13 protein-coding genes are annotated in these 12,611 nt (G+C 44.3%); 8 read left to right on the top strand and 5 right to left on the bottom strand.

What is annotated here, in order from left to right; genetic code table 11:
- Positions 1 to 15 precede the first annotated feature (15 nt).
- Positions 16 to 447, top strand: coding sequence for a MarR family transcriptional regulator (locus NSQ16_RS20875; RefSeq protein ID WP_003243994.1), 432 nt, complete (start codon positions 16 to 18; stop codon positions 445 to 447).
- 58 nt (positions 448 to 505) lie between these two features.
- Here NSQ16_RS20875 and NSQ16_RS20870 read toward each other — a convergent pair whose 3' ends face one another.
- Complete coding sequence (locus NSQ16_RS20870; RefSeq protein ID WP_106610966.1) at positions 506 to 1,576, bottom strand: SDR family oxidoreductase; 1,071 nt, start codon at positions 1,574 to 1,576, stop codon at positions 506 to 508.
- Between the two features lie 130 nt (positions 1,577 to 1,706).
- Between NSQ16_RS20870 and yxaF the strand changes: the two genes are divergently transcribed.
- The 3 genes from yxaF (at position 1,707) to NSQ16_RS20855 (ending at position 4,706) form a co-directional block, all read left to right on the top strand.
- Positions 1,707 to 2,282 carry a transcriptional regulator YxaF gene (yxaF, locus tag NSQ16_RS20865; protein ID WP_003227022.1) on the top strand — a complete coding sequence of 192 codons (576 nt, stop codon included), beginning with the start codon at positions 1,707 to 1,709 and terminating at the stop codon, positions 2,280 to 2,282.
- Positions 2,283 to 2,376: 94 nt separating this feature from the next.
- A complete protein-coding gene (gene qdoI, locus NSQ16_RS20860) occupies positions 2,377 to 3,390 on the top strand; it encodes a quercetin 2,3-dioxygenase (protein WP_003227025.1) in 1,014 nt (337 codons plus the stop codon).
- A 107-nt stretch (positions 3,391 to 3,497) separates the two neighbouring features.
- The gene (locus NSQ16_RS20855) at positions 3,498 to 4,706 is read left to right on the top strand and encodes a DUF418 domain-containing protein (RefSeq protein ID WP_003227027.1); all 1,209 of its coding nucleotides are present in this window, start codon (positions 3,498 to 3,500) and stop codon (positions 4,704 to 4,706) included.
- Between the two features lie 29 nt (positions 4,707 to 4,735).
- Here the strand turns inward: NSQ16_RS20855 and NSQ16_RS20850 are convergent, their stop codons facing one another.
- Positions 4,736 to 5,191, bottom strand: coding sequence for an RDD family protein (locus NSQ16_RS20850; RefSeq protein ID WP_015250840.1), 456 nt, complete (start codon positions 5,189 to 5,191; stop codon positions 4,736 to 4,738).
- Positions 5,192 to 5,446: 255 nt separating this feature from the next.
- Here NSQ16_RS20850 and NSQ16_RS20845 point away from each other — a divergent pair, with 255 nt between their 5' ends.
- Complete coding sequence (locus NSQ16_RS20845) at positions 5,447 to 5,872, top strand: DUF5391 family protein (RefSeq protein ID WP_085185347.1); 426 nt, start codon at positions 5,447 to 5,449, stop codon at positions 5,870 to 5,872.
- Positions 5,873 to 6,020: 148 nt separating this feature from the next.
- On the opposite strand, the gene NSQ16_RS20840 is transcribed toward NSQ16_RS20845, so the two are convergent.
- Entirely contained in the window at positions 6,021 to 6,488 is a 468-nt protein-coding gene (locus NSQ16_RS20840) for an RDD family protein (protein WP_029726141.1), read from the bottom strand.
- A gap of 204 nt (positions 6,489 to 6,692) precedes the next feature.
- Positions 6,693 to 8,030, bottom strand: coding sequence for an aldehyde dehydrogenase family protein (locus NSQ16_RS20835; protein ID WP_339232461.1), 1,338 nt, complete (start codon positions 8,028 to 8,030; stop codon positions 6,693 to 6,695).
- Between the two features lie 142 nt (positions 8,031 to 8,172).
- Between NSQ16_RS20835 and NSQ16_RS20830 the strand changes: the two genes are divergently transcribed.
- Positions 8,173 to 9,315 carry a TetR/AcrR family transcriptional regulator gene (locus NSQ16_RS20830; protein ID WP_339232459.1) on the top strand — a complete coding sequence of 381 codons (1,143 nt, stop codon included), beginning with the start codon at positions 8,173 to 8,175 and terminating at the stop codon, positions 9,313 to 9,315.
- Between the two features lie 29 nt (positions 9,316 to 9,344).
- Here NSQ16_RS20830 and NSQ16_RS20825 read toward each other — a convergent pair whose 3' ends face one another.
- Positions 9,345 to 10,166: an SDR family oxidoreductase gene (locus NSQ16_RS20825; protein ID WP_017696078.1), complete on the bottom strand. Its 822-nt coding sequence runs from the start codon at positions 10,164 to 10,166 to the stop codon at positions 9,345 to 9,347.
- Between the two features lie 116 nt (positions 10,167 to 10,282).
- Between NSQ16_RS20825 and NSQ16_RS20820 the strand changes: the two genes are divergently transcribed.
- The gene (locus tag NSQ16_RS20820) at positions 10,283 to 10,534 is read left to right on the top strand and encodes a hypothetical protein (protein ID WP_014481429.1); all 252 of its coding nucleotides are present in this window, start codon (positions 10,283 to 10,285) and stop codon (positions 10,532 to 10,534) included.
- A 167-nt stretch (positions 10,535 to 10,701) separates the two neighbouring features.
- Entirely contained in the window at positions 10,702 to 12,582 is a 1,881-nt protein-coding gene (gene htpG, locus NSQ16_RS20815; protein WP_085185355.1) for a molecular chaperone HtpG, read from the top strand.
- The last annotated feature ends 29 nt before the right edge of the window (positions 12,583 to 12,611 follow it).

Genomic DNA, 12,611 nt, shown 5'->3' with positions numbered 1-12,611 from the left:
AGGGAGCGAGAGCGATTGCAAAATCAAAATCCAGTTGAATTAATTGAATATGAGCTGACGACTTTTATCAGGAGAGCTGTTTATCTGGATCAATCAGAGAAAAGAACAGGGAATTTGGAGAGATCTTCGTACTTATTACTGAGACAATTGGATGAGTTTGGGCCTGCTCGTGTTAAGGAATTGGCAGAATCGTTTAAGCTTGATATTTCTACTCTTTCAAGACAAGCAGCTGCATTAGAGGCAAAGGAGCTCATCTATCGTTTCTCAGACCCATCTGATGGGAGAGTCAGCCTGTTTACCATTACAAAACTCGGCAAACAACTATTAAAAGCCGATCAGCAAAAGCGCCTTGAACGTTATGAACAGATGCTGAAAGAATGGTCAACACAGGAAAAAGAGATGTTTGGCGAGCTGCTGCAGCGTATGAACAAGGCTTTTATCGATTAACAGCTGAAAAACCCATGGTTCGCTGGAACAGCATGGGTTTTTCTATCATGGTCAGAGATTATCTGCATCGTTTGGCGGCAGCCCAAGCCACTAGTCCGGCAACAACAGCCGCCGATACAATAGGGCGCTTCGTCGCTTTTGTGTAGTAGCTTCTTGACCTCATCCATCCTTTATTTGTGCCTCTGTCATGCATACCGCAGCCCGCATCATAAAGAGCGCTTTCTTCTCGCGGTTTGGACGGTCTTTCGGCATGCTGGCTGTGATACATGATTTTTTCCATCAGTCTGTCGGTCAGACGAGGGAAAAGCGCGCCCAGCATGGCGATGGCTTTGGCCTGTGAGCCGATGTACATGTCGCGCTTAGGGTTTTCGGCGGCAAACAGGATAGCTTCGGCGACTGCTTCCGGCGGATAGATCATGGAGCGGTAATGAGCCGGCTGTTTGTCGAGGTAGCTGTGCGCGTGCTCGTTATAAGGTGTGTCAATTCTGCCCGGGTGGATGAGCGTTACCGAGACGGGCGCCTGTTCCTTTTCGAGCTCCATTCGGATGCTTTCCGTCCAGCCGTGAAGCGCAAATTTGGCAGATGCATATGTGGATTGAATGACCGTTCCCCTGTCTCCGAACAGGCTTCCTACATTAATGAGTGCGCCCGGCACACCTCTGCCGGTGTAGTGTTTGACAGCCGCTCTTGTTCCGTAAACAGGTCCCCAGAAATTTGTGTCGAACATGCGCTTCATGTCTTCGACGGTGACGTCCATGGCGTGTCCGAAAGTCGAGACGGCCGCATTGTTGACCCATGTATCAAAGCGGCCGAATGTGCTGATCGCGGTTTCTGCGATGCGGTTGACGTCCTCTTCTTTTCCGACATCCGCCTTTACCCATATGGCGTCGTGCCCTTTTTCCTTAAGTTCATCAGTGAGCTCCTTCAGCGCCTCTTCATTTCGCGCTGCTGCCACGACCTTTGCGCCTTTTTCAGCTGCCATTCTCGCCGTGACAAGTCCGATACCGCTTGAAGCGCCGGTAATGACGATCACCTGATCCTTAAGCTTTTTCAGTTTGAGCTTTGTTTTTATGGCGGGGTTCTGTTGTTCAAGCTGCTCTGTATTTGTGACTGAATGATCGATTGTCATTGAGAGATCCCTCCTAGACGCTGTTTTTGTACATTACCCCATCCGGAAGGGTCTTACCCCTTTTGACAATCACAGGGTTCTTTTTTATATTATATAAGTCGCTCTACCATACCTAGGAGGGAATGTTTTAATGACTAGCAGAGGAGATTCACGTGAAAAAATCCTTCACACGGCGTCACGTCTGTTCCAGCTGCAAGGATATCACGCGACAGGTTTGAACCAGATTGTAAAAGAAAGCGGTGCTCCAAAAGGATCGCTTTATCACTTTTTTCCGAATGGCAAAGAAGAACTAGCAATTGAAGCGGTTACATATACAGGTAAGATCGTTGAACATCTGATACAGCAAAGCATGGATGAATCCTCTGATCCTGTTGAAGCGATTCAGCTTTTTATCAAAAAAACAGCCAGCCAATTTGACAACACAGAAAGCATTAAAGGTATTCCAGTCGGTTTGCTGGCGAGTGAGACAGCGTTAATCAGTGAACCGCTGCGGACGGTTTGCATGAAGGTGTTTAAAAGCTGGGAAGCGGTTTTTGCCAGAAAATTAATGGAAAACGGATTTGCAGAAGAAGAAGCAAATCAGCTTGGAACGCTGATTAATTCGATGATTGAGGGCGGCATCATGCTTTCGTTAACGAATAAAGACAAAACGCCTCTTCTTCTCATTGCCGAACAAATACCAGTGCTGGTGAGAAAAAAAGGGTAGCATTTTGTTATCCTTTCTCCTACAATTATATAGAACGGTCTAGTAAAAAAAAGTTATAGTATATAGACTGGTCTAAATTGGAGGAAGCGATAATATGAAAACATTATGTACACATTCATTGCCTAAAGAAAAAATGCCTTATTTGCTCCGGAGCGGAGAAGGCGAGCGCTATCTGTTCGGCAGACAGGTTGCCACGGTGATGGCGAATGGGAGGAGCACAGGTGATTTGTTTGAGATCGTGCTTCTTTCCGGGGGAAAAGGAGATGCCTTTCCGCTTCACGTCCACAAGGACACACATGAAGGAATTCTCGTTTTGGACGGGAAACTGGAACTGACACTTGATGGTGAACGCTATTTATTAATATCAGGTGATTATGCCAACATTCCGGCGGGAACACCGCACAGCTACCGGATGCAGAGCCACAGAACAAGACTGGTGTCTTACACGATGAAAGGAAACGTAGCGCACTTGTATTCCGTTATTGGGAATCCGTATGATCACGCTGAACATCCGCCGTACGCAAGCGAAGAAGTCTCAAACGAGCGGTTTGCAGAAGCAGCCGCTGTAGCGGACATTGTATTTCTAGATGAAGAAAAGCCTGCATGTTCGGCCAAATTAGCGGAACTTACAGAGCTCCCAGATGGAGCCGTTCCATACGTTCTTGAATCTGGAGAAGGAGATCGCCTGTTGACGGGAGATCAGCTTCACCGCATTGTGGCTGCACAAAAAAATACAGATGGCCAGTTTATCGTCGTATCCTCTGAAGGCCCTAAAGGTGACCGAATCGTTGATCACTACCATGAACATCATACAGAAACATTTTATTGCCTTGAAGGCCAGATGACGATGTGGGCAGATGGCCAGGAAATTCAGCTGAATCCGGGAGATTTCCTGCATGTCCCTGCAAATACCGTTCACTCCTATCGCCTTGATTCTCACTATACTAAGATGGTGGGCGTATTGGTTCCTGGTTTATTTGAACCGTTTTTCCGGACGTTGGGCGACCCGTATGAAGGCCACATCTTCCCATGTGAGCCTCAGGCTTTGCGCTTTGATCGCGTTTTGCAGAATATCGAAGCATTAGATTTAAAGGTGATGAAACCATAAAGATGACAAGATTGTAAGGTTTTCATGCCGGCCTGACACCTAAATCGATGTTTCCGCGCTTCATTTTTTCATACCCTTAAGGTACAGAAAAAAGGAGCGTGATGGCTATGTCTTCATTACAGCCGACTTTAACAAATGAGCGGATCGGTGTGCTTGATGTGCTGAGAGGAATGGCGATTTTCGGCATCTTATTTGTCAATCTGGCACATTTCAGTTATCCGGATATGTATTTGTCTATGCTTGGAAAAGAGAATTTTTTCATGGATAAGTGGTCTGAAGCTGATTTTGCCGCCGCAGATATACTGAAATTCTTCATTCAAACAAAATGTATTTTATTGTTTTCCTTTTTATTTGGATTTGGCATGGTTGTCATGATGGAGAGAGCAGAAAACAAAGGGAAACGGTTTGTTCCGTTATATGTGAGAAGGTTAATGGCGCTTCTCTTGTTTGGAACGATTCATGCCTTTTTGATATGGGACGGGGATATTTTAACAGAATATGCCTTGCTCGGTTTTGTCCTGCTCTTGTTTCGAAAAGCAAAGCCGAAAACACTGCTGATATGGGCGGTCTCTTTGTATCTTCTGTTTTCCATTCCGTTCATGTTGATAAGTTTTGATCAATCAAACGGACAGGAATGGGTACAAGCGGTAACACAGCAGGCAACACAAGCGATTCATGTTTATGGAAGCGGCAGCCTGAAGGACATTGCAGAACAGCGGATCCATGACCGTCTTGTTTATATGTCTTCGAATGGCATGCTTACGTATAATCCGCTCAACTTCTTCTTTGCATCCATTCCTTATTTCAGCATGTTTTTGCTGGGAGCTGAGGCAGCAAAATCACGGTATTTGCATGAACCGGAAAAGCATCGCAAAGGATTAAAACGATTATGGATGGCTGGGCTTGTCATCGGCATCGGCGCCCATGTGCTGTACAGTGTAACGGAAAAGGAACTATTTCTGCTGATTGGCGCGCCTTTCCTCATGTTTTTCTATGTTACAACGGTTGTCTATCTTTATCATAAAACAAGAGTGAGAACAGTGCTGCAATCATTCTCCGCTGTTGGGAGGATGGCATTTACCAATTATTTGATGCAGTCTATTGTGTGTACTTGGATTTTTTATCATTACGGCTTGGGCCTGTATGGAAAAGTGTACCCTGCTGCGGGTGTGCTCATTACAATTGCTGTTTGTGCCGTTCAAATGGCCTTCAGCCACCTTTGGCTTCGTGTCTTTCGGATGGGGCCGTTTGAGTGGCTGTGGAGAAGCGCTACGTATCTGTCGTGGCAGCCTATTGTAAAGAAAACAAAAGTCTAGATGCCTATTGGCGTCTAGACTTTTTTCTATTATTTATACACGACACGTGTTTTGCAAATGATGTCATGCAGGCCTTTTTTCTCTCCAAAGGCGATCATGATAAACCCGATATAAAAGATGATTCCAGATAAGATATAGGCAAAGTAACGGCCAATTCCCTGTCCGACAGAAACCCGTTCACCTTGTTCATTGACCACTTTCAGGCCAAGAATTTTTTTGCCAAGTGTGCCTTGCATTTTAGAAGCTGTGAGCAGCCCGTAATATAACACACTGATGACGATCATGATCAGCATAGTAGGCAAAAATGCAAGCGTCATGTATTTCACTAAATACTCTTCTTCCGTCATGTAAGGGTTTGTTGCCACAGCCCCAGCTACAAAAACAGAATTGATCACAAATAGAATAATATAACTAGGAACAGATACAATAATGCCATCAATAAAATAAGCTAAAAAACGAATCCAAAATCCTGCTGGTTTTTCCATGTATATTTCTCTCTCCTCTGAATTAATCTGGAATAGTATACTTTGAAAAACAAGTACATGCAATATGGTATGGTGATAAAATCCTGACATTACAGAAAAATGAGTCTTTTATCCTTTGTTTTTTACTATATAAATATACTAGAAATAATCATATCATTTTTGTATGTTCTGGATTTTTTTAAAAAATATAATGAATATAACATTCAACTTACTTATAATAAAAAAGGTTAATATTTCTATTAAAGGAGGAGTTTGATGTCTAAAAAAAATAGCGTGGCGATCATGACAACCATTTCTGCGTTTCTTTTTTGCGCCGTGATTGTGGCGGCTTCACTTTCGCCGCTGGCCGGAACGGGAGCGGCGGCCAATCAGTTTAATTCAGTTGGCATGTGGTCAGCTGTCGGTATGATCCTTGTATTGTATTTCATTCCATTTCTCGTTTATATGCTCGGAGTCGATGCAATGAGGTATGTCATGGCGGTGCTTTGCGGCTTCGGGCTTTTGATTCATTTGTCTTCAGCCGGTTTTATCTTGATGTTTAGTTTCTTTAGTGACCATCTGCTTTCTGAGGTAATCGTTGTTTTCGGAGTTAGTCTCTCTGCGACTATTGTTAACGTTATTTGGTTTGTGACTGCATTTCGTTCGGGTGCTGAAAAAACGTCTACTCATAATCTTACATAGTTTTCTAGTTTGTGATGGTTTTGTGAAGTAGAATTATAAAATGGGTTAATATGTTATGATGGTCAAGTCATTTCGTATGAAAGCGATGATGGCTTTTGGGAAATAGTAAAACAGGCTGGCGAGGTTAACTCGGCAGCCTGTTTTTTGATCAATCAAGATACTTATTTTTATAGACAACTTTTGTCCCGCAAATATAATCGTGTAATGCCAGTTTAGAGGGGAAAGCCGCCATAATGTAACCGATATACAAAATTCCGGATGGTATGTAAGCGAAAAAACGGCCAAAGCTATGCCAAAATGAAATTCGCTCGCCATACTGATTGACAACGATGATGCCCATGAGTTTTTTGCCTAGTGTTGCTTGCATTTTTGAAGAAGTCAGCAAGCTATAATAAAGAATGCCGAAGATATATATGATGGCGATAACAGGGATCGTTCCGAATATCAGGATATAAAATTTATATTGACCTTCTGTCATATAGGAGCTTCCTGCATCAATGAGTGGCAGGACAATTAAGGTGTTAATTTGGATCATAATAAAAGCAAAAAAATAGATAATTAAATCATCAATAATAGAGGCAACTGCCCGAATCCAAAATCCAGCTGGTTTTTCCATGTATAATGTTCTCTCCTTTGAAGTTTTCTGGGATATTATACGTTAGTGGCTGTGCGGTTTCAATGAAATAGACGAGAGGAATTTGGTCTCGTAATGAAAATGGTATTTTATCACTATTTATTTCTTTATTTTACCTTTTTGTCTTTAGGTGAATAGAACGATAAAAAAGAATCTGCAAGATGATGCAGATTCTCTTCATTACGATTATTTAGAGGCTTGAATAAATACACCCTTCTCATGAGAAAACTCTTTGAATCCGTATACCCCATGATAGGAGCCGATTCCGCTTGTGTTGACACCGCCGAATGGCAGGTTGACGTCACTAAAATGGACGACGACATCATTGATGGCGGCATTTCCTGATGTCGTGTGCTGAAGGACGTTGTCAATCAGGTCTTGGTTTTTGCTGAACACATAAAGTGCAAGCGGTTTATCGCGGTCATTTACGTAATCGATGACCTCGTCGATGTCTTCATAGTTCATCATTGGCAGGATCGGTGCGAAGATTTCCTCCTGCATGATTTTCATGTCAGGCGTGACGTTTTTCAAAACGGTTGGCGAGATCTTGCGGTCGCTGGCATCGAATACGCCGCCGAACACCACTTCCGCCCCTCTTTCGATGGCATCGTCGAACAGATCTTTGACGCGGTTGAAGTTGCGGTCATTGACGATCTGCGTAAATTTGCTGCGGTCTGGGGTATGATCATCCTCCATAAATCCAGCGTTGACGACTGTTTGTAAAATCCCCGCGAACCTGTCCTGAACGTCTTTTTTAATGAACAGGTAATCAGGTGCGATGCAGGTTTGGCCGGCGTTTACGAATTTCCCGACGGCGATCTTTTTCGCTGCGTCCATCAGATCGTATTCACTGTCAATGATCGTCGGGCTCTTGCCGCCAAGCTCAAGTGTGACAGATGCCAAGTGTTTGGCAGCCGCTGTCATGACAATTTTCCCGACATTTGTGCTTCCAGTGAAGAAAATATGGTCGAACGGCTGATCAAGTAGTTCGGTTGCCACCTCAACCTCTCCTTCAAAAATCGCGACTTCTTTTTCATCAAAAGCGTCTCTTATTACTTTAGCGGCAATGTTGCTCGTGTTCATCGTGAAATCGGACAGCTTCACAATCGCGCTGTTTCCGGCTGCGAGAGAAGCGGCAAGCGGCGCCATCGTCAGCATAAACGGATAGTTCCACGGGCCGAGGATGAGTGTGACGCCTTTAGGCTCGTACATAAGAATTCCGTTTGCGTCAGGGCTTAACGATGAACCGACTTCTTTAGGCGCCATCCATTGTTCCAGGTTATTCATATTATCTCTGATCGCTTTTTTTGTTCCTTCGATTTCCGCTTTTTTGACCTCGTGATATGGTTTGCGGACGTCTTTGCGGATCGCTTCGATGATTTCTTCTTCATGTTCGATGACGGAATCTAAAAAGCGTTGAAGCTTTTCTCTCCGCTGTTCCGCTGTTGAAGCGCGCAAGGCTTTTTGCTGTTTTTTCTGAAGCTGAAAGACACGCTGGATGTCGTCCTTTACTTGCTGTTCCATTGTAAAATCCCCCTCATTTGCTTTCTTCTTTTCTCGGACCTATTATAAGGTGGTACCTTTTCTGTAAGAAAGACAACGGTGAACCATCTATACGTTACCGTACATATATCGAACATTTGTCTAATGATTGGGGGTGTCTTTTGTGCCGGAATCTGCCGAAGCTCAAGTGAAAGAGGCGCTGCTGGCCTTATTGAAAGAAAGAGATATTCAACACATCACAATGAAAGAAATCGCTGAGAAGGCCAAAGTGAGCCGCGGATCGCTCTACCTTTATTATGAGGATAAGTTTTCAATCATTGAGGATTTAATCGAAGACAAGAAGGAAGGGCTGGGCAAAGCGCTTTTTGGCGCCTTCAGTCATATGGATACCCTCCATTTGAACAAAAAACGGCAAACGGTGCATCCGACGCTGTCCTTTGTTCATGAGCATCGATCCTTTTTTTCTGTGATGATGAACAGAGGGCATTTCCATCGTTTTTTTAAGGATGTGTTTCAGCAGGATGTTCTGCTGACTCCGGTCCATGTGAATTTGACGCCGATCGAACGGGAAATTTACGGACATTACCGGGCCTTGTACACGTACGCGATTATCCTGTATTGGCTGAATGAGGATGCGGCCGCGACTCCGGAAGCTATCAGCCAAAAGGTATGGGAGCTTGTTTCTCAAAAGAGATTTTATTGGCTGTTTGGACAAGCTGTGCCAGGAGAGCGAGAGAAGGACAAGCAAATCGACAGGCGTGTGGTTCGAACGAGAGAGGCGCTCCAGAAGGCATTTCTGGACGTGCTGGCGGAGAAAAAAGACTACGCAGCCATCACAATTTCGGATATTACCCGGAAAAGCAATATCCGCCGTGCAACCTTTTATGATCACTATGCCAATAAGGAGGAATTGCTCCAAACCCTGATACAGCGATCATGTGCGGAGATCATTGATCACCTGACGATTGCCTCCAGCCCGAATGAATTTTCCTTAAAGGAAGCGGAGAAGGCGCTCGCCAGTCTGCTTTCTGCTTTGTCAAACATGCCCATTGTCCATTTTCTCAATCGGGAATGGGGTGTTCCTCATGTGATACCTGGTATGTTCAAAGCGCTGGAATCGTTTTATCTGCATCAGCAAACTGATATTCACGCAGAGAAAAAGCTTTATGCCCATTATGTATCCGCAATGATTATCGGGTTGCTTTTGTATCGGCTGGATGAAGGAAAGACGCATCCGCCTGAAGTGCTGGCGAGGGAATTTTTGCAGTTTTTGGATGTGAAAAAGTATAAGGTTGTATTGCTTTGAAAGACAAAAAGAGAGGGACATCCCCTCTCTTATTTCGTTTCTTTCTTCCATTTCTCATCAATCAGCATTTTCCCTGGCCATGTGTATGCCATGATGCCGCCGTCTGCGGTGATGTCCTCTCCTGTGACGTATGAGCTGTCGTCTGACGCGAGGAACAGGGCCACTGTTGCCATTTCCTTCGGCTGGCCGAGACGGCCGAGCGGCGTGACCCATTTGTTGGCTTCGCGGAATTTTTCACCCATTTCTTGTTCTTTGGTGCCTGCTAATTTGTCAATCAGTGGGGTTTCGATCGTACCCGGTGAAATGGAATTGACGCGGATGCCGTTCCGTGCGTAGTCGATTGCCATTGCCTTTGTCAGGTTGGTGATGCCGCCTTTTGCTGCGTTGTAGCCCGAGCGGTCAAGATCAGCGGCACGGCCTGACATGGAGGAGGTATTGATGATGGAGCCTCCATTTTCGAGCATGAGCGGAATCAGATATTTGCTGCAAAGGAATGTGCCGCGCAGGTCGACGGCGATAATGCGGTCAAACAGGTCAACCGGATATTCGTGCACCTTTCCGCCTTCCTGATCAACGCCGGCATTATTAAACAGAATATCAATCGTTCCGCATGCATCCTTGATTTGATCAGCAAATGCTTTCACACTGTTTTCATCTGACACATCGAGGTGAAAGGATTCGGCCTGTCCTCCGTTTTTTCTGATTGCGTCAACTGTTTCTTCCATTTGATCTTTATTGATATCTCCGATGACCACACGCGCGCCTTCATTGGCAAAAACCTCTGCCGTCGCTTGCCCAATGCCTGTCGCGGCGCCTGTGATCACTGCTGTTTTGTTTTCAAGTCTTCCCATGATACGAGACCTCCTTTTTCTATTTGTCTTCCCGCTATGTGCAGTGATAAACATGCGAGAAAAGAAAGGCCAGCATATGTTAAGATGAATTAGAAATTGTTGGGAGGTTTGTATGTTTGAAGGTACAGCATAAGAAGGAGCTCAAGTTTTATTGCTTCATTACCATTCCATCTGCATTTGTTGTGCTGACTGTCATCTCTTTTTTATTGCAAGAGATTACGTTTCCGGTGACTGCAAGCGCATTTCTGAATGCTTCATGGCATAATCTTTTGTTTTTGATACCGTTCGGTTTGTTTTTCTACCCGGTGCATATATGGATGAAGCGGGAGTTTGGCCGCTGGAATGACACAGAAAAAAAGAGAGGATGATGAAGCCTCTCTTTTTTATGAGAATGAGTGAGAAAAAGAGTGAAAACAAATCCAACTAATGTTAAATTTACATATATATGCATCTATCAATCTAATTGACAATTGTCATCTTATGTGATAAATAGATGCTGAAAAGGGTTTACATAATGGTAAAGGAGCGATCAAGAGTGGCGAAAAAAGAGTTTAAAGCAGAGTCTAAACGCTTGTTGGATATGATGATTAACTCCATTTATACCCAAAAAGAAATTTTCCTGCGCGAGTTAATCTCCAATTCGAGTGATGCGATTGACAAAATCTATTACAAAGCGCTTACGGACGATGCGCTTACGTTTGATAAAGACAGTTACTACATAAAGGTCGCAGCTGACAAAGATGCGAGAACATTAACCATCTCTGATACGGGGATCGGAATGACAAAGGATGAGCTTGAACAGCATCTTGGAACAATTGCAAAAAGCGGTTCCCTCGCGTTTAAAAAGGAAAACGAGCTGAAAGACGGACATGACATTATCGGGCAGTTCGGTGTCGGTTTTTACGCGGCATTTATGGTTGCCGATGTCGTGACAGTCATCAGTAAAGCGCTTGGCAGCGAAGAGGCTTATAAATGGGAGTCTGCGGGTGCAGACGGCTATACGATTGAACCGTGTGAAAAGGATTCTGTCGGTACAGACATTATCCTGAAAATCAAAGAGAACACAGAAGATGACAGCTATGACGAGTTTTTAGAGGAATATCGTTTAAAAGCGATCATCAAGAAGTACTCCGACTTCATTCGCTACCCGATCAAAATGGATACAACCATTAATAAGCCGAAGGAAGGCAGCGAAAATGAATTTGAAGAGGTGCAGGAAGAGCAGACGGTCAACAGCATGGTGCCGATCTGGAGAAAAAACAAAAGCGAGCTGACAGATGAGGATTATGAAAAATTCTATGCTGAAAAGCATTACGGGTTTGATAAACCGCTGACACACGTTCATATCAGCGTGGATGGAGCGGTTCGCTACAATGCGATTCTATTCATCCCTGAAAACATGCCGTTCGACTACTATTCCAAGGAATATGAGAAAGGCTTGGAGCTGTATTCCAATGGCGTGCTGATCATGAATAAGTGCGCAGACCTGCTACCGGACCACTTCAGCTTTGTGAAGGGCATGGTCGATTCTGAGGATCTATCGCTGAATATTTCCAGAGAAATGCTGCAGCATGACCGCCAGCTGAAGCTGATCGCGAAAAACATCAGCAAGAAAATCAAAAGCGAGCTGCAAAGCCTGTTGAAAAAAGACCGCGAGAAATACGAGACGTTCTACAAGTCGTTCGGCAGACAGCTGAAATTCGGCGTGTACAATGATTTTGGCGCGAATAAGGATCAATTGAAGGATCTCCTATTATTCTACTCTTCAAAAGAGAAAAAACTGGTCAGCTTAGACGAGTATGTTTCCAGAATGCCAGAGGAGCAGAAATTTATTTATTACGCGACCGGTGATTCTTACGACCGCATTGAGAAACTGCCGCAAACGGAAATGGTGGCTGACAAAGGCTATGAAATCCTCTACTTTACTGAGGACATCGATGAGTTTGCAATTAAAATGCTGGCTTCTTATCAGGAAAAAGAATTCAAGTCCGTATCAAGCGGAGACCTTGGCATAGACACGGATGAGGATCAAAAGCAGTCCGAGGAAGAGGAAAGCAAGTATAAGGATCTGTTTGAGGAAATGAAAAACATTCTGTCAGACAAAGTGAAAAACGTCAGAATCTCAAAACGGCTTAAATCACATCCAGTCTGCCTTGCTGCTGACGGCGAAGTGACAATTGAGATGGAAAAAATCTTAAACGCGATGCCTGACAGCCAAAATGTGAAGGCGGAAAAAGTGCTGGAAATCAACCCAAATCACGAGGTATTCCAAACGCTGCAGGACGCGTTTGAACAAGATAAAGAGAAGCTGAGCCTGTACACAAACCTTCTGTACAATCAGGCGCTTCTCATCGAAGGCCTGCCGATTCAGGACCCCGTGGAATTTACGAACAATATTTGCAAGGTCATGGTGTAAACAGAAAAAGGAATCGTCCCATAAGGAGA

The sequence above is a fragment of the Bacillus sp. PS108 genome, from assembly GCF_037963335.1.
In the GTDB taxonomy this organism is placed as follows: domain Bacteria; phylum Bacillota; class Bacilli; order Bacillales; family Bacillaceae; genus Bacillus; species Bacillus subtilis.
The sequence above is the reverse complement of the archived record's forward strand: the minus strand, read 5'-3'. Positions and strand labels throughout refer to the sequence as shown.